Raw genomic sequence first — 24,699 nt, 5'->3', positions numbered from 1 at the left:
CATGAGTATCAATATGAACAGAAACGGCAACCAGGCGGTGGTGCGCCCCGTGCCCCTGACCGTGCCCAGCAAGCCGGCCACCGGCTCGGGCCGGTCCATAGGCGCAATCCTGGTCGATGCCGGGCGGCTCTCGCCGCTGGACGCCGAGCGCATCGTGCATTTCCAGAAGGACCGCGGCGCGCGCTTCGGCGATTCCGGCAAGGCGCTGGGGCTGCTCACCGATGACGATGTGCGCTACGCGCTGTCGGTGCAGTTCGACTATCCCTACCTGGCCCGCGAAAGCAATTTAAGCCGCGAGCTGGTGGCGGCCCACCACCCCAACAGCCAGCCGGTGGAGCAGCTGCGGGCGTTGCGCAGCCAGCTGATGCTGCGCTGGTTCGATACCGGCCCGGACCGCCGCGGCCTGGCCATCGTGAGCGCCGGCTCCCGGGAAGGGCGCAGCTATATCTCGGCCAACCTGGCGATCGTGTTTTCGCAGCTGGGCCTGCGCACCCTGCTGGTCGATGCCGACATGCGGGCGCCGCGCCAGCACCTGTTGTTCAACCTCGGCAAGGGCGCGGGCCTGTCGGACATGCTGGCCGGCCGCGCCGGGCTGGAGGCCGTGGTCAGCGTCGCGGCGCTGCAGGATTTGTCGGTTCTGCCGGCTGGTGTGATTCCGCCGAATCCGCAGGAGCTGCTGGGCCGGCAGGAGTTTTCCAGGTTGCTGCAGGCGTTGGGCCAGGACTTCGACATCATCATCATCGACACGCCGCCCGCCAGCGAATGCGCCGACGCCCATACGGTGGCGGTGCGCGCGGGGGCGGCATTGGTGGTGGCGCGGCAGAACACCAGCTCGCTGCCGCAGATGACGCGCTTCACGCACAGCCTGCGTGAATTCGGCGTCGCGCTGGTGGGTTCGGTGCTTAACGATGCTTGAGGTGGCCGCCCGAGAGGCGGTGCAGCACGGCCAGCACCGCCGCACCCAGCAATCCGCCCGCCGCGTCGGCCGCCAGGTCGGCCCAGCTCGCGGAGCGGCCCGGCAGGAATATCTGGTGAATCTCATCCATGCCGCCGACCAGCAGCGCACCCGCAAGGCAACACATCACCATGCGCCAGCCGCGCATGCCGCCGGCCAGGCCCGCGGCCATGCCGACCACGGCAAAAGTCAGCAAATGCGCCAGCTTGTCCCAGGGCGCGGGAAACAAGCCCACGGCCACCGGCTGGGCGCCGCCCACATACAGCACTGCCGCGCTCATGGCGAGCGCCAGCGTTGCGGCGATGCGGATGCTGCGCTGGAAATTCTCAAGGGGCATTGTTTTGGCCATGGGCCCGATTTTCTCATGCCGCAGTCCCGAAAGCGGGGAAACCCATGCTGAATCCCTCCACCGGCAATCCCGCCGACTGGCGCCTGCGCTGGGCGCTGCTGCTGGCGAAAATCGAGCGCGTGCAAAGCCCCGACCAAGGCCAGGCCTTGCTGTCCGAGCTGAGCCAGCCCCGCGTGCCGACGGTGCTGGCTTTCGCGAATGCGCATGCGATGAATTCCATGGCGGTGTCGACGCCGTTTTTTGAGGCCATGCGCTCGGCCGACAGGGTGCTCAGGGACGGCTCGGGCATGGCGACGCTGTTCAAGTTGCTGCGCATGGAGCCCGGCCTCAACCTCAACGGCACCGACCTGATCCCCCGGCTGGTGCGCGCTTTTGACGGCCGCGGCATCGCGCTGTTAGGCACGCGCGAGCCCTGGCTCGAAAAAGCCGCGCAGCGCGTGCGCGAGGAACTCGCGCCGCACAGCACGCTCACACGCGCCAACGGCTTTCTCGACGCGGGCACCTATTGCCTGCTGGCGGCCACGCACCGGCCGGCGCTGATCGTGCTGGGCATGGGCATGCCGCGGCAGGAAGAGGTCGCGGCCCAGCTGCGCCAGGTGCTGGACTTTCCCTGCCTCATCGTCTGCGGCGGCGCCATCATCGACTTCCTGGGCGGCAAGACACCGCGCGCGCCGCTGTGGATGCGCAAGGCTGGGGTGGAATGGCTGTATCGCCTGGCGCTGGAGCCGCGCCGGCTGTTCCAGCGCTACGTGATCGGCAACCCGCTGTTCCTCACGCGGGCGCTGCGGCTGGCTTCGCTTAACCGGCGTTGATGCCGGTGTCGGCGGCGGTTGCTGCCGAATGGCCGCCCTGCGCCACGGGAATGTCTTCCTCGCTGTAGCGGTTCTGCACATCGGGCGTGCAGTCGCGCCTGACGATCTGCCCCGGGTTGCCCAGCACCACGCAGTAGGGCGGCACGTCCTCGAAGACATAGGCGCCGCCGGCAATGCGGCTGCCCTTGCCCACGGTGACGCCGCCCACGATGATGGCGTGCGGCCCTATCCAGACTTCGTCCTCTATCACCGGGTACAGCGTGTGCCGGCGGCCCTGTGCGTCGATGTGGTCGCGCTGGCCCAGCGTGACGCCGTGGAACAGCGTGACGTTGCGGCCTATGCGCGCGCCGGCGTTGACGACGATGCCGCGACCATGCGTGAGCGCCAGCCCCGGCGCGATCTGCGTGCGCCAGGGGATTTCGATGCCGGCCAGCTGGCTCACCAGGCGGTAAAGCAGCCGCGCAGGCGGGACGGCGAGCCAGCGCCAGTTGGGCGCGAGCTGGTCCGCGGCCTGGCACAGGCGCAGGCACACGAGCACACGAAACGCCGGGTCCAGCAGCGCGCCCTTGAGCGCGAGGCGGGGGGCGGTGTACCCGAACTTTCGGTGCGTGTCGGCTTTCAGGGTGTGCATATCATTTTGTCCAGGGTGGCTTGGCCAGCGCCGGCGGGCGCCGTAAACCATGCGGCCGAATCGCGCAGCCCGTCGGCATAGGGTGTCCACTGCACACCGAGCCGGTGGCTGGCCGCCTGGGTGTCCAGGTGTATGTGCTGCGACCACAGGCCCAGCAGCCCAGGCGGCAGGGCGTCGGGCAGCTTCACGCCGGGGTTGCCCAGCAGTTTCAGCGCCCGCTCGGCCGCCTTGAGCGGCGGGCCGCAAAGCCAGGCGTCGAGCTTGAGCCGGCGGCTGCCCAGGCGGCGCACGGGTGTGGCCTGGATGGCCAGGGCCAGGTCCACAAAATAATCGTTCCAGCGCGGGCTGTCGGGCGCCGCCAGGTTGAACACCGGTATCTTGCCCTGGGCCGCGGGCAGCCGCAGCGCCAGCAGCAGGGCCTGGCAGACGTCGTCGACATGGACCAGGTTGGCCCAGCCGTCGCCCGCGATGCCCAGGTCGCCCAGGCGTCCGGCCTGCAGCCAGCGGCCTATGCGGCCGACCCACAGCTGGCTGCCGGGGCCGTAAACGCAGCCGGGCCGCAGCATCACCGCCTCGCCGCCGTGCCGCACAAAGTCGTGCATGGCGGCCTCGGCCTCGCATTTGGCCTGGCCGTACCAGCCCAGAGTCGGATCCAGCGGCGCGTCTTCGCGCACAAGGCCTTCGGCGGGGCCATAGACCGACATGGTGCTCAGGTGCACGATGCGCGGGCAGTCGGCCTGCAGCGCGGCCTGCACCAGGGCGCGCGCGCCGTCGGCAATCGAGGCCGCATCGCCTGCCACGCAGTTGACCACGGCGTCAAAGCCTTTCAAGGCCTGGACCAGCTGGCGCGGGTCGCGGCTGTCGAGTTCCAGCCAGCTCGCGGTGTTTTTCATGTGCCTGGACGCGCCCGTGGCCGCGGCCCAGTGGGTGGCTTGCAGCATCTCGAGCAGGCGCGCGCCTATGTGGCCGGAAGCGCCCAGTACCAGCACTTTCATGCGGCCTCCTTCATTTGCAGGGGCGCGCGCTCGGCGCGCAGCTGCCGCGACAGGAAGTCGCCCAGCCGCAGCGACAGCGCGATCAGCGTGAGCGTGGGGTTGGCCTGGCTGGAGGTCGGGAACACCGCGCTGCCGGCGACAAACAGGTTGCGCACCGAATGCACGCGGCAGTCGGCGTCGACCACGCTGCTGCGCGGGTCCGTGCCCATGCGCGCCGTGCCGATGTGGTGGCCGCCGTAGGCGCCAAAGCGCATCAGGTCTTCTTCCAGGGTGTGGGGCTTGTAGTCGAAGCGGGCCTTGCCGCTGCGCTCGAACTCCTCTGCCATCAGGTCCAGGCTGGCGCCCAGCGAATCGATGTCGGCGCGGCTGTAGCGCCAGTCGACCTTCAGGCGCGGCATGCCCAGCGCGTCGACACCGGCCCCCAGCGTGACCCGGCTGTGGGCCTGGGGGATCTGCTCGCCGTGCACTTCCAGGCTGAAGCGGTTGCTGCGGTTGCGCAGGATCACCGAGGGGAATTTGCGCTCGGCCAGCGTGCGCTTCATCAGCCAGTGCGACAGGAAGGCCGTGGTGTCGAGTGGGTCGGCCATGACGTTGAGCAGGTGGCGCGCGTAGACGCCGGCCGTCGGCGGCGCGCCGTCTTTCAGGCGCTTGCTGTATTCGTAGCTGATCAGCTTGCGCGCCAGGAACAGGCCCGACAGCACGCCGCTGCGGTGCGCCGGGTCGGTGATGCGCGGAAAGTGCAGGCGCGCCACCGCGTTGGCCAGGCCCAGGCGCCGCTGCTCGCCGGCGGCGACCGAGAGGCGGCGCCGGCAGTAAATACCCTCGGGCGAGATCTCATAGCCGTGGCGCACGTCGCTGGTGGGGCCGTGCACCGTCAGCGTGCCCACATTGCCGGCAATGTGGCACATGTAATAGCGGCCCACCACGTCGTGCGCATTGCCCACGCCCCGCGCCGCCACGTCGCGCGAGGCCAGCAGCAGGCGCGCGGTCTCCAGCCCGCCCGCGGCCAGCACCGTGCTTTTCGCGGCGACGGTGAACTGTGTGCCGGCCAGCGTGCGCACCTCGAGCTCGCGCAGCGCCTGGCCGTCCGCCTGCAGCCGCAGCGCGGTGCAATTGGCGCCCAGCAGCACTTCCAGCGTGGGCGCCAGCGCCAGCCGCCTGGCATAACGGCTGCCGAAGTGGGTGGGGCAGGAAAAGCGCTCCAGCCCGTTGCTGAGCACGCGCTCGCTGTCGAAGCCGGCGATCAGCGGGCCGGTCCCCGGCGCCAAGGCCTGGGCCCCGTCATAGAGAAAGCGCCCGGCCTCGGCCAGGGCGTTGGCGCGCGGGTACCAGGGCAGCAGGTCTTCATACGAGATCGGCCAGCCGCTGTGCGGGATGTGGGCGCGGGTTTCAAAGTCAATCGGGTCGAAAGGCATGCAGCGCCCGCCCCAGATCGCCGAGGAGCCGCCCAGCCGCCGCTGCCGGTATTTGCCGGGCGGGCTGTGCAGCTGTTCGTCGGCCACCTCGCCTTCATAGAGGTCTTGCGTGGGCGCATGCGCCTGCAGCCGGCCCGACTCGAGCAGCAGCACGGCATGACCCTGGTCGCTGAGCGAGAGCGCCAGCGCAATGCCCGCCGGGCCGCCGCCGACCACGCAGACATCGGCCTCCAGCCGGCTGCCGTTGGGAATGCTGTCGGCGTCCCGGATCATGCTTTGCCGTCCTGTGAAACCGCGGCGGCGCGCAGCGGCCGGCCGGCCACGCCGAAGTCGCGCTGGTGGATGTGCGCCACGCTGCTGAAAAAATGCGCGATGGAAAATTGCTGTTCATAAAGCGCCCGGCCGTTTCGCTCCAGCGCCGCGCGCAGTTCGCCATCCCGCAGCACGCGCTGCAGGCCGGCCGCGATACCGGCCACATCGCCGGGCTGCACAAATGAGGCATTGACGCCGTCGCTGAGCACAGACGGTATTTCGCCGACGGGGCTGCAGACCACCGCGACACCGTTGGCCAGCGCCTCCAGGATGACCAGCGGCAGGCCTTCGTCGTAAGAGGGCAGGACCAGCACGTCGGTGCGCGCCATCAGCCGTGCCGCCTGCTGCTGGTCCGACCATCCGGCAAAACGCACAAAGCCGTTGATGCCCAGCTCCCTGGATCTGGTTTCGTAGCCGTGCACGTCGCCGCCGCCGGCCAGGGTCACCTCGAGGTGGGCCGTGTCAAAGCCGGGCAGGGCCAGCGCCTGCAGCAGGTCGGACACGCCCTTGCGTTCCGACAGGTTGCCCAGGAAGAGCACGCGCTGCGTGGCGCTATCGCCGGCGGTGCGGCGCGCATGGGTGGGCTCGGGCACACCGTTGATCACGATGTCCACGCGGTCCGGCGCCACGCCCAGCTCTTCGATGACAAAGCGCCGCGCGGCCGAGCCCAGCACCACGACACTGGCCGGCAGCGAGAACACCCAGCGCGTCAGCGCCCGCAGCGGCCGCGGCAGTGACTGGTAGAAATGGTGCAGCTGCGCCGCGTGCAGGTGCAGCACCACCGGCACGCCCAGGGCGCGGCAGGCGGCGATGACGGCACCCTTGCGAAACAGGCTTAAGCGTTCGGCCATGTTGACGTGCACGCCGGCCAGCCGGCCGCTGAAGCGGCCGCGCGCGATGCGGGCCAGCGCGGTGGCCAGCACCCAGAAGGAATACAAGGCATTGGCGCCGCCGCGCGTGTCCAGCGGCCGCAGCTCGGCCGCGTCGGCCGAGGCGATGGCGGCCGAGGAGGCCTGCGCCTGTATCAGGTAGTCGGCCACCTTGAACATGCCGCCGCCCAGCGGTGTCCAGGGACAGGCAATGTAGATGTGGCGGCCTTCGCGTTCGCGTATGGCGCTGCGCGGCAGCGATTCACTTCGCATGGGGAGGGTTACTTTCCGGGAGTTGGGTAAGAGAGCTTGGGCGCGCCGAACAGGGCGCGCTTGAAGAAGGCGGTCATGGGCCGCTCCAGCCAGACGTAAGAGAGGCAGCCCGCCACCACCACGGCCAGGCCCACGGCCAGCGCGATGGCCAGGCTGTCCTGCACGCCCAGGCGCTTGAGCGCCTGCACGCCGGCCGGCACCACAAAGGTGTGCGACAGGTAAATCGAATACGAGGCATCACCCAGGAAGGACAGGCGCGAAGCCAGCGGCACGCGCAGGGTCCAGGGTTCCAGCCAGACGGCGCCCAGCACGATGAGTGCGGCGCCGCAGCCCCAGGTGGCGAAGCGGTCGGCCGAGTGGCCCCAGTCGGGCGCGAACATGTACAGCGCGCCCGCCGCCATCACCACCAGGCCGGCTATCGGCCCCGGGCGCCGGAAATGCAGATAGGCATGGGCGATGCAGACGCCGAGGATGAACTCGAACACAATCGTCTGCGCATAAAAGTTCAGCGCCACCGAGTCGGGCAGCAGGTAACCCGCCGCGAACACCAGCGCAAAGGCCGCCAGGCAAAAGCGTATGCGCGGCGCGCCCAGGGCAATGGCCGCGGCAAACACCGCATAAAACAGCATCTCAAAGTTCAGGGTCCAGCCGACCGGCAGCGTGGGCTGCACCAGGCCCCAGGGGCTCATGGTGGGGATGAACAGCAGCGAGGCCGCGAGGTGGCCGGGCTCCACCGAGGAGCGCGCGGCCAGCGCCGGCATGGCCAGCAGCAGGGCCACCTTGAGCAGGGTGTAAAACCAGTAAAGCGGCGCGATCCGGATGAGGCGGCGCCGCATGAAGACCCAGGCGGCGCTCAACTGCGAAGGGTGCGCGGGCCCGTGCGACGGCAGCGAGGCGGTCGACATGGCCATGACAAAGCCGCTGATCACAAAAAAGATGTCCACCCCGGCGGAGCCGGCCTCCCAGTAGTGGCGCGGCCCGGTGCCGCTGATGTGCATGGAAATCGCCTGGGTGATGTGCATCACCACCACCAGCATGGCCGCGGCAAAGCGCAGCACCTGCACGCCGGTGAATTGCCGTGTCGTGCCCTTCAAGGGATGGCCTCCTGCGCCGGTTCCTTGAGCACGCGGCTGGCGATGGCCTCGCGCGCGGGGCGCTGGGGCCGCAGCAGGCCGCGCAGCAGGCCGGCGGCGTTAAAGCACCAGGACACCACCGCATATATCGCCTTGGTGGCCGAACGTTTGCGCCAGGTCATCAGCAGCACGGGCGCGCTGGCGATGGCGCAGAACACTGCCAGGCGCACGCTGGCCGGCAGCGGCCACAGCGCAGTGCTGGCCAGCACCGCCCACCAGCCCAGCACCGCGAGGTAGAGGCGCAGCTCGCGCAGGCCGCGCAGCGCCAGCGGCAGGCGCGGCTGGCCGGCCGCGGCGCGCACCAGCTCGCCCAGGCCGCAGATGTAGCGTGTGCGCCAGCGCCGCACCAGCAGGCGGTAGGGCGGCGCGTCGTGGCCCCAATGGTTGGCCGCGTCGACCGGCAAGCGCCACAGCCGCCAGCCCAGCGCGCGCAGCCGTATCGCCAGGTCGAATTCTTCGTAGCTGTGCAGGTTGCGGTCGGAAAAATAGCCGGCCGCCTCGATGGCGCCGCGCCGGTACAGCCCGCCGCCGTCCAGCCTGTCCACCGGGCCGGGCTGCAGGTGCGGCGACGCGCGCTCGCCGCGCGCCATGTACTCGAGGCTTTCGGTGTTTTGCTCCACCACGCGGCCGCCCACGCCGGCCACGTCGGCATGCGCATCCAGGAAGGCCAGGGCCTGCTCGAGAAAGCCTTCGCGCATCTGCATGTCGCCGTCCAGGATGTAGACAAACTCGCCGCGCGAATGCTGGTAGCCCAGCTGCGGCCCCGCGCCGCAGCAGCGCTCTTCGGGGTTGGCCAGCTGCACGATGCGTATCGGGTAGGCGCTGGCCAGCTCCACGGTGCGGTCGCTGGAGTAGGAGTCCGCGAGGATCACCTCGCCGCCCACACCCGCAACCGCGCGCAGCGCGCTTTCCACGGTCGCTTCTATGCGTCGCTCCTCATTGAGCGCCTTGATGATCACGGAGACGCGGCAGGGGCGCGCAGCGGGTGGGGGCGATGGTGCCGGCCGCGGCGCTTCGGGTGTTTTGCCAAACGGTATCGGGTTCATGGTTTATCCCGCCTCCACCGGGCTGGCCGCGTGCACAGTGCGGCGCACACGCCAGCGCTGCCAGTTCCTGACCAGCGTGCCCGGCATGAACAGCGCCATGGCGGCCGTCAGCCACCAGCGTTTGCCGCCGGCCGCGCGGCGCGCCTTCAGCAGCCAGGCCCAGCCCTCGCGGCGGCTGCCGGCGGCCAGGGCCTGGCGCGCCAGCGTGAGCTGGTACTGGGCCACCAGCCACAGCGCGGAGCCGCGCCGCGCGGGCGGCATGGCGCCGGCCAGCGCGCGCTGCTCCATGCGCAGCAAAAAGGGCGGCATGGCCAGCGGCGCATGGCCGCTGCTGAGGCTGCCTTGGACGGCCAGCCGGTAGGCCATCAGCGGCGCGTGGACCAGCGCGACCGGCGCTTGCTCGGCCAGGCGGAACCACAGGTCCAGGTCCTCGCCATGCGACTCGCCGGGCGGAAAGCAGGGCTGCATGCGCAGCAGCCGCGCGCGCCGCACCGAGACGGCGCTGGTGCACAGCGTGGGCGAGGCCATCCAGCGCCGCGGCAGGTCGGTGATCCGCTCGATGGCCGGCGCGCGCGGCATCTCGGGCCAGCGCGGCGGCCACATGTCCAGGGTGTCGGGCACCGGCAGGTAGTCGGTGGCCACGGTGTCGGCGCCGGGGCAACGGGCCTGCGCCCATGCCAGTGTCTCGAGGTAGTCCGGGTGGTGCCAGTCGTCGGCATCGAGAAAGGCCACCCATTCGCCGCGCGCCAGCGCGATGCCGTGGTTGCGCGCCGCCGAGACGCCGGCATTGGCCTGGCGCACCAGGCGCACGCGCGGGTCGGTGATAAAGCTCACGAGCTCGGCGCCGCCATCGGTGGAGCCGTCGTCGACCACGATGACTTCAAAGTCGGTGAAGGTCTGCGCCAGCACCGACGCGAGGGTGTCGCTGATATAGGGCGCCTTGTTGTAAAGCGGAATGACGATGGAAAATTTCATGGTGTCAGGGATGGAGCCGCGCGGCGGCCAGGGGATTTTTGGGGTCTCGGGTAAAGGCCGGCGCGGCGCGGGGCAGCGGCGGCGGCGCCTTGGCCAGGCTGCGTTTGCGTTCACGGGCTTCGCGCCCGGCGGCGGCCAGGGCCATCAGCAAGAGCACGTGGGCGATGAGTTCGGGGCCGTAGCCGAAAAGCAGCAGCGGCACTTCGCTGATGGCGCGCAGCGCCAGCGCCACGAACAAGGCCAGCGTGAGGCCGCCGCTGGCGCGGGCATAACGCAGCGACAGCACCAGCAGCACCAGCGCATAGAGCAGCAGCGCCGCCGCGCCCACGCTTCCCGAGCGCGACAGCGTGTCCATGAACTGGTTGTGCGCGTGGGTTGCGTTGGGCATGCCTATGGCTTCGCGAAAGCTCGCGTCCCACAGGGTCGGCCCATAACCGAACACCGGGTTGCGCTGCCATTCGTCATAGGCGATGGCCCAGATCTGGTCGCGCCCCGTCATGGAGGCCAGCTGCGCGCCCTGGGCACTGTCGAAGAAGCTGCTCAGGCGTGCGTCGACCTCACCGAACATCAGCAGGGCGGCCAGGCCCACGACGGCGGCCATAAAGGCCAGCAGCGCGACGATGCCGAACTCGGGCCGCACCGGGTCCCCCACGCGGCGCATGAAGCGCGGCCCCTGGCGCACGGCCAGGATGCAGGCCGTGCACAGCACAAACGAAATCCACGCCGTCTTGGACTGCGCGAGGAAGAGCACACCCAGGCCCATGGTCCAGGCCGCGCGGTTGAGCCAGGCGCGCTGAAGGGGGCGCGCGAGCAGGCACAAGAGGCCCAGTTGCGCCAGCATGCCCAGCGACACGGCGTGCGGCGCCAGGCCCGCCAGGCGCGGCACGCCGGGCAGCAGGCCCTGGGTGTAGGAAGCGTCCAGCACCAGGCTGGGCTTGAAGGGGATCAGCAGCAGGCCGGCGGTGATAAAGAGCAGCAGGGCATTGCGCGCCGCGCCGAAGGCCAGGTCGCGCTCGGTGGCGGTGGCCAGCACCGCGGCGAAGCCTATGACCAGCGGGTACACGTAGTCGTGCGACAGCTGTGGGTGCGCGCCCAGCAGGGCCGGCGCGGCCACGGTGCAGAGCCAGAAGATGAGGAAGGCCACCGGCAGCGCGGCAGGTGCCTGCGCGGATTTGTCGCGGCGTATCCAGTGCGTGATCAGGCGTTCGCCGGCCAGCGTGAGCAGCAGCAGCGAGGCCAGGGGCTGCATCAGCGAGACCAGCGGGTGGCGCACCACCACGACGACTTCGTCGAACTTCATGTTGCTGCTGGAAAGGTCGCGGCCCGAGAGCAGGTTGGCCAGGGCCACCATCAGCAGGATGGCGTAGAAGATGAGGTGCATATACCCCTGCGCGCGGCGCGAGGTCACATGGACCGCGCCCGCCATGCCCAGCGCCGCCGTGAGCGCCGCCAGGATGGCGCCGGCGACGAGGACTGCAATGACGACGGGTTGGTCCATGTGGGGGGTGTTCCTTCGTCAGGGGCGCTGTTCGCCCAGCGCCACGGGCAGGGCGGAGGCCGGCGCGGCCGCGGGGCGGCGCAGGAAATTCGCGAGACCGGGCACGAAGCGGATCACCATGTCGGAGGCATCCGGTCCCAGCAGTTGCGGCCGCAGCAGCAGCAAGAGCCCAGGCAGCAGGCCGGCTGCCAGCGCGCCGGCCGCCAGTGACAGCAGCGCGATGTCAAACCGCGCCACCGCATGTTGCGCGCCCAGCGCGCCCGCGGCGCAGAGCGCGCTCAGCAGCAGGCCGCGCAAGGCGTCCGGCAGCAGGGCCGTGGCGCGCAGGTCCAGCGCGCGAAAGGCTGCCGTGGCGACAAGGGCCGCGCGCAGCACCAGCAGCCCGCCGGCCACGGCCGCGGCGACATGGATGCCCTGGCCGGCCAGCAGGTAAAAGCCCAGCGCGCCGATGGCCAGCAGCGGCAGCTGCAGCAGGCACTCATAGTGCTTGCGCCCGGTGTTCCAGAGCACCGGCGTCGACAAACCCCAGATGACATAGGCCGGCATGCACAGGAACAGCGTGCCCAGCACCCAGGCCGCGTCGCTCCAGGCCGGCCCGTAAAGCACGCGCACGATGTCGCGCGAGACAAAAGCCAGTGCCACAAAGGCCGGCAGGCCCAGCACCACGATGGTGGCCAGCATCTGCAGGTAGGCGCGGCCCAGGCGGGGTTTGTCGTTTTGCAGGCGCGCGCCCGCCGCCAGGAAAGCCGGCTGCAGCGCGCCCAGCAGCAAGGTGTTGGGCATGGTGGCCAGGTTGTAGGCCACGTTGTACAGGCCCAGGGCCTGCGCGTTGAGCAGGCGCCCTATCAGCACGCGGTCCAGGTTGTTGAGTACCCAGTTGACGATGTTGGTGAAGAAGACCGTGTGCCCGGTGCCGACGGCCGCGCGCGCATCGGCATACCAGAGCAGCGGGCGCACCGGGTGGGGTTTGAGCGCGTAGCTGGCCGCCAGCTGCACGGCCACCTGGACCAGCCAGGCCGCCACCAGCGAGGCTTCGCCGCGCCCCATCAGCGCCATCGGCAGGCCGACCGCGATATAACCGGCTGCATAGCTGCCCACCTGCACCAGGCCCACCGCGCGGAAGTTGAGGTCGCGCTGCAGCAAATAGGTGGCCGGCTGCGCGGCTGCGCCCAGCAGGCAGGCCAGCGACAGCCATTCAATGACGGCCTGCGCGCGCGGCTCGCGGAAATAGACGGCCAGCAGGGGCGCCAGCAGGTAGACGGCCAGCGTGGCGGCCAGGCCCACAATGAGCTGCCAGGTCCAGGCAAAGCGCACGTCCTCGTCGCTGAGGGTTTCGCGCTGCAGCAGGCTCCAGCTGAAACCAAAGCCGGACACAAAGGTGGCGAAGGTCAGCACCACCATGCCGATGGCGAAGATACCGAAGATCTCCGGGCCCAGCGTGCGCGCCAGGACGACCTGGGCCATCAGTTGCAGCGCGAAGCGGGCAACCGTTGAAGCCGCGCTCCATTTGACCGCCGCGACGCCGGGCCGGCCGAGTCCACTCATGCTCAGGGCCTTCCCGCCTTGTAGCGCCGCACGGCGATCACGGCCATCAACACCAGCGTCGCCAGCAGCATGCCGTAGGAGCGCCAGCCGGATTCGCCCACGCCGGCCTCATCGTCGGCCGCGAAAGCCTGCGGCGGATTCGGGCGTATGTCGGGACTGTAGACCGCGCGCACCTTGACCGTGTCGGCGTCGGCCTGTAGTTTCATGGGCGTGTTTTTCGCGGCGCCGGCCTTGCCGGCCAGAGTTTGTTGCGGTGGCTGGTCGGAAGAATCGGAGTAGGCCGATGCAGAGGCCATCCAGGCGGCCAGAACGGCGGTCATCAGAGCTTTGAACATTGAATTTCCTCTCTGTCAAAAGCAGAAAATTGGCAGAGGATGAGTGTGTTGTGCAGTGCAGCAATCGGCAATAGTCCGAACGGCCCATGGCCTGGTTTGTGCTGGTGAAAGCAGATGTGTCTTGTCCTCATTCGGTGCGGGTTTTGTGTCAAGACGAATCAGGCGCTGACCACCGGTCGAAGGGAGCCGTTCGGACTATTGCGCACGGGTGCCGGCATGTGCATGGCGGTGTCGGACGTCTGGGTCCGGTAGCCGTCGGGGTTGCGCTGTTGCCAGTGCCAGGAGTCGCGGCACATCTCTTCGATGCCGCGCGTGGCGGACCAGCCCAGCACGCCGCGGGCCAGCGACACGTCGGCGAAATACTGCGCCACGTCGCCCGCGCGCCGCGGCGCGAATTCAAACGGGATGGGCCTGCCGCTGGCGCGCTCGAAAGCGCGCACCACACCCAGCACGCTGGTGCCCTGGCCGGTGCCCAGGTTGACGGTGAAGCTTTCGCTTTTGGCCAGCAGGGCATGCACGGCGGCCACATGGCCGTCGGCCAGGTCGGACACATGCAGGTAGTCGCGCACGCCGGTGCCGTCGGGGGTCGGGTAGTCGCTGCCGAAGACCTGCAGCCGCGCGCGTTTGCCCACGGCCACCTGGGTCACAAAAGGCATCAGGTTGTTGGGAATGCCGCTGGGGTCTTCGCCTATCAGGCCGCTGGGGTGCGCGCCCACCGGGTTGAAGTAGCGCAGCACGCCGGTGCGCCATGAGGGATCCGACGCGCGCAGCGAGGCCAGAATGTTTTCACACATCAGCTTGCTCTGGGCATACGGGCTTTCGGGCGCGCAGGGAAAACCTTCGTCAATCGGCACGCTGGCCGGGTTGCCGTAGACCGTGGCGCTGGAAGAAAACACCACGGACCGGCAGGCGGCGGTGCCGGCCATGGCCTCGAGCAGGCTCACGAGGCCGCTCACGTTGTTGCGGTAGTACATGAGGGGCTGCTGCACGCTTTCACCGACGGCCTTGACGCCGGCGAAGTGCACGGCGGCAACGCAGTGGTGGCGCCGCAGCACCTCCGCCACAAAAGAGGTGTCCAGCACATTGCCTTTTTCACAAGGCACACGCCGGCCCGTCAGCTGCGCCAGCCGGTGCAGCACCGCGGGGTGGCTGTTCGAGAAATCGTCAAGGATGACCGGTTGGTAGCCGGCCTCCACCAGGGCCACAAAAGTGTGGCTTCCGATATAACCGGCGCCGCCGGTCAGCAGCACGCTGGGGGTGTTTTCTGTCATGGATCAATGGGCTAAGAAGCTGCCGGGCAGCGGGCGGATGCGGCAAAAAAAACTGGAACACGGCGGCGTGGCGGCCGGTGGATTGGCGCGGCCACGTCCCGAACTCAAGAACAGTTCCAGTGTCTTTGCGGCAAGGGGAGAAAGCGTGTCAGCGTAAGCCGCGTGCCCGCGTCGGAGGGTGTGAGACAGGCCTCAAAGCGTGTCGAATCGTTCGGTAAGCACTTGTGAGTGAAACGCGAAAAACGCCTGCCAGCGGGGTGTGCACCAGGCATGCACGGTAGCTGCCGGCGTAGCGGGCCGGACAGAAAGTCACAAAGCTTGCCAAGGCTTGCGCCGTGTATATGTGGCGCGCTTGCGACTGAATGACAAAGGCCGCGTGCGCGATGCGGCGCGGCCATAAAAAAAGCCCGGAAGCATCCGGGCTTTTTGTGAGAGGGTGTGCGGCGCTTACATGCCCGCGTAGTTGGGCCCGCCGCCGCCTTCGGGTGTGACCCAGACGATGTTCTGTGTCGGGTCCTTGATGTCGCAGGTCTTGCAGTGCACGCAGTTCTGCGCGTTGATCTGCAGGCGGTCGCTGTTGTCGGGGTTCTTCACGAACTCATAGACGCCGGCCGGGCAGTAGCGGCTTTCGGGGCCGGCATACTTGGCCAGGTTGATGTTGACCGGCACACTGGCGTCTTTGAGCGTCAGGTGCGCGGGCTGGTGCTCTTCGTGGTTGGTGTTGGAGACAAACACCGAGCTCAGGCGGTCGAAGGTGATCTTGTTGTCGGGCTTGGGGTACACGATGGGCGTGCACTCGGCCGCCGGCTTGAGCTTGGCGTAGTCGGGGATGCTGTTGTGCACGGTCCAGGGCGGCGACTTGAAGCCCAGCTTGGGCAGCAGCCAGTGCTCTATGCCGGTCATGAAGGCGCCGACGTAAAGGCCCTTCTTGAACCAGGACTTGAAGTTGCGCGACTGGTTCAGTTCCTGCGCGAGCCAGCTCTTGGCATAGGCCTCGGGGTAGGCGGCCAGCTCGTCGTGCTGGCGGCCGGCGGTGACGGCTTCATAGGCGGCTTCGGCGGCGAGCATGCCGCTCTTGATGGCCGCGTGGCTGCCCTTGATGCGTGCCGCATTGAGGTAGCCGGCGTCGCAGCCTATCAGCGCGCCGCCCGGGAACACGGTCTTGGGCAGGCTCAAAGCGCCGCCCGCGGTGATGGCGCGCGCGCCGTAGCTGATGCGCTTGCCGCCTTCGAGGTATTGCTTGATGCTGGGGTGCGTCTTCCAGCGCTGCATCTCTTCAAAGGGGCTCAGGTAAGGGTTGCTGTAGTCCAGGCCGGTGACCATGCCCAGCGTGACCTTGTTGTCTTCCAGGTGGTACATAAAGCCGCCGCCGTAGGTCTGGCTGTCCATGGGCCAGCCGGCGGTGTGGATCACGAGGCCCGGCTTGTGTTTGGCCGGGTCGATTTCCCAGAGTTCTTTCACGCCGAGTGCGTAGCCCTGCGGATCGCGGCCTTCGTCGAGTTTGAAGCGGCTGATCAGCTGGCGGCCCAGGTGGCCGCGCGCGCCTTCGGCGAACACGGTGTACTTGCCATGCAGCTCCATGCCGAGCTGGAAGTTGTCGGTGGGCTGGCCGTCCTTGCCGATGCCCAGGTTGCCGGTGGCCACGCCCTTGACCGAGCCGTCGTCGTTGTAGAGAACTTCAGCGGCCGCGAAGCCCGGGAAGATTTCAACGCCCAGGCCCTCGGCCTGCTGCGCCAGCCAGCGCACCACATTGCCCAGGCTGATGACGTAGTTGCCTTCGTTGTGAAAGCAGTCCGGCACAAAGAAGGCCGGTGTCTTGACCGCGCTTTTTTCGCTGAGGAACAGCACCTCGTCGGCGGTGACGGGCTGGTTCAGCGGCGCGCCCTGGGCTTTCCAGTCGGGCAGCAGCTCGGTCAGCGCTTTCGGGTCCATCACCGCGCCCGAGAGGATGTGGGCGCCGGGCTCCGAGCCTTTTTCGAGCACCACGACGGAAATGTCCTTGCCTTTTTCGGCCGCGAGTTGCTTCAGGCGAATGGCGGTGGCGAGGCCGCCGGGGCCGCCGCCCACCACGACCACGTCGTATTCCATCGCCTCACGGGGGCCGAACTGGGCCAGAATTTCTTGGGTATTCATCGGGGACTCGCTGATAATGATTTTTCAGGAAGGATTGTCGGTCTCGCGTTGGATTTTATGTCGCGAATGCAGCGATGCGAACGGTCGTTCTCTTTTGTGTGCTTTAAATTGAGAGAGGAGCCTCTAATGGCTTACAGCATTGACCTGACAGGGCGTGTCGCCCTCGTGACCGGCGCCTCGGGTGGGTTGGGCGCCCAGTTCGCCACGACCTTGAGCCGCGCCGGCGCGGCCGTGGTGCTGGCCAGTCGCAGGCTGGACAAGCTCAAGGACCTGCGCGCGCAGATCGAGGCGGCCGGCGGCGATGCGCATGTGGTCGAACTCGACGTGACCGACCATGCCAGCATCAAGGCCGGCGTGGCCCATGCCGAGACCGAGGTCGGCCCCATAGACATCCTGGTCAACAACTCGGGCGTGAGCAATACGCAGCGCATCCAGGATGTGGATGAGGAAGACTACGACTTCATCTTCAACACCAATGTGAAGGGCGCCTTCTTCGTGGCGCAGGAAGTCGGCAAGCGCATGCTGGCGCGCTCGCGCGGCGCCGGGCCCGGCAACTATGCCGGCGGTCGCATCATCAACATCGCCTCCATGGCCGGGCTGCGTGTGCTGCCGCAGATCGGCGTGTACTGCATGAGCAAGGCCGCCGTGGTGCAGATGACCAAAGCCATGGCGCTGGAGTGGGGCAAGTTCGGCATCAACGTCAACGCGATCTGCCCCGGCTATATTGACACCGAGATCAACCACCACCACTGGGAGACCGAACAGGGCAAGAAGCTGGTGCAGATGCTGCCGCGCAAGCGCATCGGCAAGCCGCAGGACCTGGACGCGCTGCTGGTGATGCTGGCCAGCGGGGAAAGCCATTTCGTCAACGGCGCGGTGATCGCGGCGGATGACGGCTTCGGCGTCTGAGAGTCGCCCACAAAACCCTCCTGGCGTTGTTGCAGTCGCCTTGCCGTGCTGGTGCACTGTCTGCGGCGACGCGCCTAGCCAGGACCGCTTCGCTGGGTTTTGTGAGCGACTCTCAGCCGGTTTACGACACACACGCAACCTGATATTCACAACATCAATCAAATCCTGGAGAACAACATGATGGATTCCGTAGTGCCTTACCTCGGCCCCATAGGCCTGATCTTCCTGGCCTTGCTCGCGGGCGTGGTCAGCCCCGGCCCGAGTTTTGTGCAGGTCGCGCGCATCGCGGTGTCGCGCTCGCGCGCCGACGGCCTGGCCGCGGCGCTGGGCATGGGCCTGGGCGCGCTGGTGTTTGCCGCGCTGGCGCTGGCCGGGCTGCAGGCCTTGCTGGCCGCCTTGCCCGGCGTCTACACGGCGCTCAAGGTCGTGGGCGGCTTGTACCTGATGTGGATTGCCATCCAGATCTGGCGCAGCGCGCGCCAGCCGCTGGAGATGGCCGGCCAGGACAAGGGCGCGGCGCGGCGCACGGTGCTGCAGTCGTTTCGCCAGGGGCTGGTGACACAGCTGAGCAACCCCAAGATCGTGGTGGTCTACAGCAGCGTGTTCGCGGCCCTGCTGCCCGCGCACTTCCCCTTGCCCGCCGCCATGCTGGTGCTGGCCGGTGTGCTGGTGATGGAGACCGGCTGGTATGCCGTGGTGGCGCTGGTGCTGTCTTCGTCGGTGCCGCGCGCCGCCTACCTGCGCAGCAAGGCCGTGGTGGACCGCACCGCCGCCGGCGCCATGGGCTTGCTCGGCCTGCGCCTGGTCGCGACCGCGCACACCGCCTGATTGATGCTGGCCGGCATTCTGGCCGGGCTCGCGGCGGGCGCGCTGTGGGGCCTGGTGTTTGTGGCGCCGCGCATGCTCGAAATGGGCGCGGGCGGCTATTCTTCGATAGACCTCACGGCCGGGCGCTTTGCCGTGTACGGTGTGGTCGCCGTGCTGGTGATGCTGGCAGGGCTGCGCAGCCGCCGCCTGCCCACGCTGCGCCAGGCCGGGGCCGCGCTGCTCATGAGCATCCTGGGTTTTAGCGGTTACTACCTGTTGCTGGTGCTGGCCATACGCGATGCGGGCACCGAAGTGCCTTCGCTGGTCATAGGCACCATCCCGATCTGGGTCATGCTGCTGGGCAAACCGCAAGGCCTGCGCTGGGCCGCGCTGCTGCCGGGGCTGGTGCTCACGCTGGCCGGGCTGGTGCTCATGATGGGTTCCACGCACGAGGCAGGCCAAGGCGCGGCCACCCATTTCTGGCGCGGCATGCTGTTTGTGGCGGGCTCGCTGGTGTGCTGGACGGTTTTTGCGATCCTCAACTCCGCCTGGCTCAAGCGGCATCCGGAAGTCAACGCCACCGACTGGGCCAACTGGCTGGGTGTGGCCACCGGCCTGGGCGCGCTGCTGATGTGGGGGGGCGCCGGATCCGACGCTAGCCTGCTGGCTGCGCGCGCGGACCGCGGAACCTTTGTGCTGCTGTGCGTGGTGGCCGGCGTGGGTTCGACCTGGCTGGCCACGATTTTGTGGAACATGGCCAGCCAGCGGCTCAGCGCCAGCCTGTGCGGGCAGCTCATCGTCAGTGAAACGATTTTTGCGCTGCTGTATTCCTTTGCCTGGGACGGCCGCTGGCCCACCCTGGTGCAGCTCACCGCCTGCGTGCTGTTCACGCTGGGCATTCTTGCCTCCATCAGGGCGCACCGTTAGGTGCGGTGTTCATCATGAAGATCGAAATCCCCGAGAAGAAAAAACTGGTCCATGAGATGCTTATCCCGATACGCTGGGGCGACATGGACGCCATGGGCCACCTCAACAACGGCAGCTACTTCCGCTACCTGGAAACCATACGCATAGACTGGATGTATGCGATTGGCTGCAGGCCCGACCCCAAGGGTGAGGGGCCTGTGATCGTCAATGCTTTTTGCAACTTCTACAAGCAGCTCGAATACCCGGGCGACGTGCTGATGAAGATGTATGTCAGCGACCCGGGCCGCAGCACTTTTGAAAGCTGGGCCACCATGGAGCGCAGCGATGCGCCGGGTGTGGTTTGCGCGGCCGGCGGGGCCACCACCATCTGGGTGGATTTCCCCGCGCAGAAGTCCCGGCCGCTGCCGGACTGGATGCGCAAGATCGTTGAATAAGAGCAGCCAAGAAAATTCTTACGCCCTCTCCCTCTGGGAGAGGGGGAACTCAGCGGACCACGCGAAAACTTTCAGCGTTCTCTTTGAACCAGCGCCTGGCCAGGCCGCGCGTTTGCTGCTCGGGCGCGGCAAACGCTTCCTGGTCCGGGTGGAAATCGCGCCTGAAGTAGGCCAGCAGCGGGCCCATGGCGTACCACATTGCGCCCTTGCGGCCCCAGAAGAATTTGGCCGCGCTCCACCAGGTGCCGGGCTTGAACAGCGTGCCGTCGTGCCACAGGTTAAGTATCGTCTGCCGCCCCGAGTCGAAGGTGAACACCAGCAGCGCATAGATGTACCAGCGTATGCGCCAGGCGTAGTTGCCCTGCACCGCCTGGTAGAGGTCATAGGCGACGGCACGGTGTTCGGTTTCCTCGGCCGCATGCCAGCGCCAGAGGGTCTGCATTCGCGGGTCGGCGCTGTCCAGCGTGTTGTTGTGGCGCAGCAGGTAGTCGGCCAGCACCGCCGTGAGGTGCTCGTACGCGGCGGTCACGGCGAGGAAGTGCAGGGGCTGCGCGCCTCTTTTTTTCGCATAGTCAATACGCGCCGTGGCCCAGTGCTGCCAACGGTTGACCAGGCCCTGGGTTTCCAGGTGAGTGTTGTAGAGCCCGTGGATGTGGCGGTGCGTGGCCTCCTGGCCTATGAACTGCGCCACCGCTTCGTGCAGCAGGGCGTGCTCCGGCGTCTGGGGCAGCAGCTTGGCGCAGTCGCGCACCGCGTCGATAAAGGATTGCTCGCCGACCGGAAAACTCATGGACAAAGCGTTGTGGTACTGGCTCAGGAAGGCGTCGCCGCCATACCAATGGCGGTCGAAGCCCTGGCTCAGGTCGATCTCGAGCTTGCGCACGGTCAGGCCGGACGGGCTGGCCGATGCCGGGTTGGGCACAGCCGCGGCGAGAGGGGAGGGGGTAGCGGTGGAGGTCATGAAATCCTGGTTCGAGTCGAGCCATGCGCGAACGCCGGGCCATGCGCATTATTGAGCTTTGCCGGACGCCTTTCAATCCGCCCTGTCAAGCCGGCTTGGGCGGCTTGGGCACGCGTCCCATCAGGTAGAACTCGGTATTGGGCTGCATGTTGCTGAAGCTGGCCATGCGATTGGAGAGCCCGAAAAAAGCCGTGATGGCCGCGATGTCCCAGGCGTCTTCGTCGTCAAAGCCGTGGCCGTACAGCGCCTCGAAGTCGGCGTCTTCAATCCGGTCGGCCTGCAGGCAGACCTTCATCGCGAAGTCCAGCATGGCGCGCTGGCGCGACGTGATGTCGGCCTTGCGGTAGTTGACCGCCACCTGGTCGGCGACCAGCGGCTTTTTTTCATAAATCCGCAGGATGGCGCCATGCGCGACCACGCAATACAGACAATTGTTGGCCGCGCTGGTGGCGGTGACGATCATCTCGCGCTCGCCCTTGGTCAAAGTCCCGTTGGGGTTGGATCCTTCTTCCTTGAGCATCAAGGCATCGTGATAGGCAAAGAAGGCGCGCCACTCGGCGGGGCGGCGCGCCAGCGCCAGGAACACATTGGGCACAAAGCCGGCTTTTTCCTGCACTTCCAGGACCTTGGCCTTGATGTCCTCGGGCAGGTCCTTGAGTTCGGGGGCGGGGTAGCGGGGGGCTGCGCCTGGCGTTGCGGGCTTGGTCATGAGGGTTTCCTTCAAAGGCTTTATAAGTGACTCGGCTCAAGCGTAACGGCAAGACGGCCCATACGGCCGCGTGGGCCGGGTGTAAAACGCATGCAATTAATAAAAACTATTAAATGAATACTTTTAATTGTCTTTTCATATTTTTCTGCGAAACCTAGACTGCGTTCATCCCATACACATTGAAGGAGTTCATCATGGCTGATCACACGACGCAAGGCGAAAGCGCCTGCCCGTTCTCGGGCGGCGCCCGCAAACACGCACTGGCCGGCGCTGCAGGCAACGCCAGCTGGTGGCCCAACCAGCTCAACCTCAAGATTCTTCACCAGAACTCCCCCAAGGCCGACCCCATGGGCGAGGCCTTCAACTACGCCGAGGAGTTCAAGACCCTGGACCTGCATGCCGTGGTCAAAGACCTCCATGCGCTGATGACCGATTCGCAGGACTGGTGGCCCGCGGACTACGGCCATTACGGCCCCTTCTTCATCCGCATGGCCTGGCATAGCGCGGGCACCTACCGTATCGCCGACGGCCGCGGCGGCGCGGGTTCGGGCATGCAGCGCTTCGCGCCGCTCAACAGCTGGCCCGACAACGGCAACCTCGACAAGGCGCGCCGCCTGCTGTGGCCCATCAAGCAGAAGTACGGCCGCAAGATCTCCTGGGCCGACCTGATGGTGCTGGCCGGCACCGTGGCCATGGACTCCATGGGGCTGAAGACCTTTGGCTTTGCCGGCGGACGCCCCGACGCCTGGGAACCGGAAGAGGTGTATTGGGGACCCGAAACCGAGTGGATGGGCGACAAGCGCTACAGCGGCGACCGCGAACTCGAAAACCCGTTGGGCGCCGTCCAGATGGGCCTGATCTATGTGAACCCCGAAGGCCCGAACGGCAACCCGGACCCCTTGGGCTCGGCGCGCGACATCCGCGAAACCTTCGCCCGCATGGCCATGAACGACGAGGAAACCGTCGCATTGACCGCCGGCGGCCATACCTTCGGCAAAGCCCACGGCGCCGCCGAACCGGGCAAATACGTGGGCCCCGAGCCCGAGGGCGGCAGCCTTGAGGACCAGGGCTTCGGCTGGACCAACAAGTTCGGCGGCGGCCACGGTGTGCACACCATCACCAGCGGCATCGAAGGCGCCTGGACCAACAACCCCATCAAGTGGGACAACGGCTACTTCGAGAACCTGTTCGGCTACGAGTGGGAGCTGAGCAAGAGCCCCGCGGGCGCCCACCAGTGGAAGCCCAAGGACCCCGCCGCGGCAAGCGCCGTGCCGGACGCCCATGATCCCGCGCAGCGCCACGCGCCCATGATGACCACGGCCGATATGGCCATGCGCATGGACCCGGCCTACGAAAAAATCTCGCGGCGCTTCATGGCCAACCCGCAGGAGTTTGCGGACACTTTCGCCAAGGCCTGGTACAAGCTCACGCACCGCGACATGGGGCCGGCCGCGCGCTACCTGGGCCCGCTGGTTCCCAAGGGCCAGTTGCTGTGGCAGGACCCGATTCCCTCGGTCGACCATGAACTGGTCGGGGAAAACGACATTGCCGCGCTGAAGGCCACGCTGCTCGCGTCCGGGCTTTCCATCTCGCAGCTGGTGACAACGGCCTGGGCATCCGCCGCCACATTCCGCGGCAGCGACAAGCGCGGCGGCGCCAACGGTGCGCGCATTCGCCTCGCGCCGCAAAAGGACTGGGAGGTCAACCAGCCGGCTGAACTGGCGAAAGTGCTCAAGGTGCTGGAGAAGGTCCAGGCCGAATTTAACGGCGCACAGTCCGGCGGCAAGAAGATTTCGCTGGCCGATTTGATTGTCCTGGGCGGCTGCGCTGCCGTCGAGGCGGCCGCCAAGCGGGCTGGGCATGACGTGAAAGTGCCTTTTTCGCCGGGGCGAACGGACGCTTCGCAGGAGCAGACCGATGTGCAGGCTTTTGCCGTGCTCGAGCCGGTCGCGGACGGTTTTCGCAACTATGGCCGCAAGGGGCAGGAGGCGCGGGCCGCCGAACTGCTGGTGGACAAGGCCAGCCTCATGACGCTGAGCGCTCCCGAGATGACGGTGCTGGTCGGCGGCATGCGCGCCCTCAATGCCAACGTCGGCCAGGCCTCGCACGGTGTTTTCACCAAGCGGCCCGGCACCTTGAGCAACGACTTCTTCGTGAACCTGCTCGACATGCGCACCAAGTGGCAGAAGTCGGCTGCGGACGCGGGCGTGCTGGAAGGCCGCGACCGCGCAAGCGGCGAGCTCAAGTGGACGGCGACCGTGAACGACCTGGTTTTTGGCTCCAACTCCCAGCTGCGCGCCATCGCCGAGGTCTATGCCTCCAGCGACTCGCGCGAAGTATTCGTGCGGGATTTTGTAGCCGCCTGGAACAAGGTCATGAACCTGGACCGTTACGACCTTGCGTGATCTGTATTGATCTTGCCCGCTCAGGTGAAAGCCTGGGCGGGCTTTTTTGTTTTCCACTACGCTTGGGCTTTCAAGAACCTGTTTCAAGGAGCTCACGTGACCGCTACATCTTCCAGCGACTTCGACAAAGGCCTGGCCACCCGCAAGCAGGTGATGGGCGAAGACTTTGTGGCCAATGCCTTCGGCAAGGCGACCGACTTTTCGATGCCCATCCAGCACTACATCACGCGCAATGCCTGGGGCGACGTGTGGCAGCGGCCGGGGCTGGACCTGAAGACCCGCAGCCTGATCACCGTGGCCATGCTGACCGCCCTGGGCAAGCAGCATGAACTCAAAGGCCATGTGCGCGGCGCGCTGAACAACGGCGTGACACCCGAGCAGCTCCAGGAAGTGCTGTTGCACGCCAGCATTTACTGCGGCCTGCCCGCCGCGGTCGAAGCCTTCCGCACGGCGGCCGAAGTGGTGGATGCGCCCAAACCATGACGCAGGCCAAGATACGCCGCTGCGAGGAAGCCGACTGGCCGGCCGTCTGGCCGCTGCTGCGCGCCACCTTCGAGGCCGGCGACACCTACGCCTTTTCGCCGCAAAGCACCGAAGCCGAAATCCACGCGGCGTGGATAGAGGCGCCGCGCGCCACCTATGTGGTGCGCGAAGGTGACGGCCCGGTGCTGGGCACCTATTTCATCAAACCCAACCAGCCCGGCCTGGGCGCGCATGTCTGCAACTGCGGTTATGTGGTCGCCCCCGAAGCCCAGGGCCAGGGCCTGGCATCGGCCATGTGCGAACACTCGCAGCGCGAGGCGCTGGCGATGGGATTCCTTGCGATGCAGTTCAACCTGGTGGTGTCGACCAATGAACGGGCTGTCCGGTTGTGGAAGCGATTGGGGTTTGAGGTGGCGGGGACGTTGCCGAAGGCTTTTCGGCATGTGCGGTTGGGGATGGTTGATGCTTTTGTGATGTTTAAGACTTTGGGGTGAGGCGGGTCTTGCTCCGGCTCGGC

At 67.3% G+C, this 24,699-nt stretch carries 24 protein-coding genes; 9 read left to right on the top strand and 15 right to left on the bottom strand.

What is annotated here, in order from left to right; translation table 11 throughout:
- The first annotated feature begins 1 nt into the window (after position 1).
- The gene (gene epsG / locus AC1DUN_RS20630) at positions 2 to 916 is read left to right on the top strand and encodes a chain length determinant protein tyrosine kinase EpsG (RefSeq protein WP_477660883.1); all 915 of its coding nucleotides are present in this window, start codon (positions 2 to 4) and stop codon (positions 914 to 916) included.
- Here the strand turns inward: epsG and AC1DUN_RS20625 are convergent.
- Positions 903 to 1,304 (bottom strand): VanZ family protein, encoded by a 402-nt coding sequence (locus AC1DUN_RS20625; protein ID WP_477715604.1) that lies wholly within the window; start codon positions 1,302 to 1,304, stop codon positions 903 to 905. The two genes, epsG and AC1DUN_RS20625, sit on opposite strands and share 14 nt — an antisense overlap.
- A 44-nt stretch (positions 1,305 to 1,348) precedes the next feature.
- On the opposite strand from AC1DUN_RS20625, the gene AC1DUN_RS20620 reads away from it, so the two are divergent.
- Positions 1,349 to 2,116: a WecB/TagA/CpsF family glycosyltransferase gene (locus AC1DUN_RS20620; protein ID WP_477715603.1), complete on the top strand. Its 768-nt coding sequence runs from the start codon at positions 1,349 to 1,351 to the stop codon at positions 2,114 to 2,116.
- Here AC1DUN_RS20620 and AC1DUN_RS20615 read toward each other — a convergent pair.
- The 12 genes from AC1DUN_RS20615 to AC1DUN_RS20560 form a co-directional block, all read right to left on the bottom strand.
- Positions 2,103 to 2,747 carry a serine O-acetyltransferase gene (locus tag AC1DUN_RS20615; protein ID WP_477715602.1) on the bottom strand — a complete coding sequence of 215 codons (645 nt, stop codon included), beginning with the start codon at positions 2,745 to 2,747 and terminating at the stop codon, positions 2,103 to 2,105. The genes AC1DUN_RS20620 and AC1DUN_RS20615 overlap by 14 nt on opposite strands.
- On the bottom strand, positions 2,735 to 3,742 hold the full coding sequence (locus AC1DUN_RS20610; RefSeq protein ID WP_477715601.1) for an NAD-dependent epimerase/dehydratase family protein: 1,008 nt from the start codon (positions 3,740 to 3,742) through the stop codon (positions 2,735 to 2,737). Before AC1DUN_RS20610 ends, AC1DUN_RS20615 begins: the two co-directional genes overlap by 13 nt.
- A complete protein-coding gene (locus AC1DUN_RS20605; protein WP_477715600.1) occupies positions 3,739 to 5,430 on the bottom strand; it encodes an FAD-dependent oxidoreductase in 1,692 nt (563 codons plus the stop codon). The genes AC1DUN_RS20610 and AC1DUN_RS20605 overlap by 4 nt, the downstream gene beginning before the upstream one ends.
- Complete coding sequence (locus AC1DUN_RS20600; RefSeq protein WP_477715599.1) at positions 5,427 to 6,611, bottom strand: glycosyltransferase family 4 protein; 1,185 nt, start codon at positions 6,609 to 6,611, stop codon at positions 5,427 to 5,429. The genes AC1DUN_RS20605 and AC1DUN_RS20600 overlap by 4 nt, the downstream gene beginning before the upstream one ends.
- Positions 6,612 to 6,619: 8 nt before the next feature.
- Positions 6,620 to 7,705, bottom strand: coding sequence for an acyltransferase family protein (locus AC1DUN_RS20595; protein WP_477715598.1), 1,086 nt, complete (start codon positions 7,703 to 7,705; stop codon positions 6,620 to 6,622).
- The gene (locus tag AC1DUN_RS20590) at positions 7,702 to 8,790 is read right to left on the bottom strand and encodes a glycosyltransferase family 2 protein (RefSeq protein ID WP_477715597.1); all 1,089 of its coding nucleotides are present in this window, start codon (positions 8,788 to 8,790) and stop codon (positions 7,702 to 7,704) included. The genes AC1DUN_RS20595 and AC1DUN_RS20590 overlap by 4 nt, the downstream gene beginning before the upstream one ends.
- Positions 8,791 to 8,793: 3 nt before the next feature.
- Positions 8,794 to 9,765, bottom strand: a complete 972-nt coding sequence (locus AC1DUN_RS20585; protein WP_477715596.1) for a glycosyltransferase family 2 protein — start codon at positions 9,763 to 9,765, stop codon at positions 8,794 to 8,796.
- A 4-nt stretch (positions 9,766 to 9,769) separates the two neighbouring features.
- Complete coding sequence (locus AC1DUN_RS20580; protein WP_477715595.1) at positions 9,770 to 11,263, bottom strand: O-antigen ligase family protein; 1,494 nt, start codon at positions 11,261 to 11,263, stop codon at positions 9,770 to 9,772.
- Between the two features lie 18 nt (positions 11,264 to 11,281).
- The gene (locus tag AC1DUN_RS20575; RefSeq protein ID WP_477715594.1) at positions 11,282 to 12,808 is read right to left on the bottom strand and encodes a lipopolysaccharide biosynthesis protein; all 1,527 of its coding nucleotides are present in this window, start codon (positions 12,806 to 12,808) and stop codon (positions 11,282 to 11,284) included.
- Positions 12,809 to 12,810: 2 nt separating this feature from the next.
- Positions 12,811 to 13,143 (bottom strand): hypothetical protein, encoded by a 333-nt coding sequence (locus tag AC1DUN_RS20570; RefSeq protein ID WP_477715593.1) that lies wholly within the window; start codon positions 13,141 to 13,143, stop codon positions 12,811 to 12,813.
- Positions 13,144 to 13,301: 158 nt separating this feature from the next.
- On the bottom strand, positions 13,302 to 14,414 hold the full coding sequence (gene galE / locus AC1DUN_RS20565; RefSeq protein ID WP_477715592.1) for a UDP-glucose 4-epimerase GalE: 1,113 nt from the start codon (positions 14,412 to 14,414) through the stop codon (positions 13,302 to 13,304).
- Positions 14,415 to 14,861: 447 nt separating this feature from the next.
- Positions 14,862 to 16,547: an electron transfer flavoprotein-ubiquinone oxidoreductase gene (locus AC1DUN_RS20560; RefSeq protein WP_477715591.1), complete on the bottom strand. Its 1,686-nt coding sequence runs from the start codon at positions 16,545 to 16,547 to the stop codon at positions 14,862 to 14,864.
- Positions 16,548 to 16,673: 126 nt separating this feature from the next.
- Here AC1DUN_RS20560 and AC1DUN_RS20555 point away from each other — a divergent pair, with 126 nt between their 5' ends.
- The 4 genes from AC1DUN_RS20555 (at position 16,674) to AC1DUN_RS20540 (ending at position 19,624) form a co-directional block, all read left to right on the top strand.
- Positions 16,674 to 17,456, top strand: coding sequence for an SDR family oxidoreductase (locus tag AC1DUN_RS20555; protein WP_413329555.1), 783 nt, complete (start codon positions 16,674 to 16,676; stop codon positions 17,454 to 17,456).
- A gap of 177 nt (positions 17,457 to 17,633) precedes the next feature.
- On the top strand, positions 17,634 to 18,284 hold the full coding sequence (locus tag AC1DUN_RS20550) for a LysE family translocator (RefSeq protein ID WP_477715590.1): 651 nt from the start codon (positions 17,634 to 17,636) through the stop codon (positions 18,282 to 18,284).
- 3 nt (positions 18,285 to 18,287) lie between these two features.
- On the top strand, positions 18,288 to 19,190 hold the full coding sequence (locus AC1DUN_RS20545) for a DMT family transporter (protein WP_477715589.1): 903 nt from the start codon (positions 18,288 to 18,290) through the stop codon (positions 19,188 to 19,190).
- A 14-nt stretch (positions 19,191 to 19,204) separates the two neighbouring features.
- Entirely contained in the window at positions 19,205 to 19,624 is a 420-nt protein-coding gene (locus AC1DUN_RS20540) for an acyl-CoA thioesterase (protein ID WP_477715588.1), read from the top strand.
- A gap of 49 nt (positions 19,625 to 19,673) precedes the next feature.
- Here AC1DUN_RS20540 and AC1DUN_RS20535 read toward each other — a convergent pair whose 3' ends face one another.
- Positions 19,674 to 20,585 carry a metal-dependent hydrolase gene (locus tag AC1DUN_RS20535; protein ID WP_477715587.1) on the bottom strand — a complete coding sequence of 304 codons (912 nt, stop codon included), beginning with the start codon at positions 20,583 to 20,585 and terminating at the stop codon, positions 19,674 to 19,676.
- Between the two features lie 85 nt (positions 20,586 to 20,670).
- Entirely contained in the window at positions 20,671 to 21,294 is a 624-nt protein-coding gene (locus AC1DUN_RS20530; protein WP_477715586.1) for a peroxidase-related enzyme, read from the bottom strand.
- A 194-nt stretch (positions 21,295 to 21,488) separates the two neighbouring features.
- On the opposite strand from AC1DUN_RS20530, the gene katG reads away from it, so the two are divergent.
- From katG to AC1DUN_RS20515, 3 genes are all read left to right on the top strand, one after another.
- The gene (gene katG, locus AC1DUN_RS20525) at positions 21,489 to 23,699 is read left to right on the top strand and encodes a catalase/peroxidase HPI (protein WP_477715585.1); all 2,211 of its coding nucleotides are present in this window, start codon (positions 21,489 to 21,491) and stop codon (positions 23,697 to 23,699) included.
- A 153-nt stretch (positions 23,700 to 23,852) separates the two neighbouring features.
- Positions 23,853 to 24,182, top strand: a complete 330-nt coding sequence (locus AC1DUN_RS20520; RefSeq protein WP_477715651.1) for a carboxymuconolactone decarboxylase family protein — start codon at positions 23,853 to 23,855, stop codon at positions 24,180 to 24,182.
- Positions 24,179 to 24,676: an N-acetyltransferase family protein gene (locus AC1DUN_RS20515; protein WP_477715584.1), complete on the top strand. Its 498-nt coding sequence runs from the start codon at positions 24,179 to 24,181 to the stop codon at positions 24,674 to 24,676. The genes AC1DUN_RS20520 and AC1DUN_RS20515 overlap by 4 nt, the downstream gene beginning before the upstream one ends.
- The last annotated feature ends 23 nt before the right edge of the window (positions 24,677 to 24,699 follow it).

The organism is Polaromonas sp. P4_F6, from assembly GCF_056401275.1.
The sequence above is the reverse complement of the archived record's forward strand: the minus strand, read 5'-3'. Positions and strand labels throughout refer to the sequence as shown.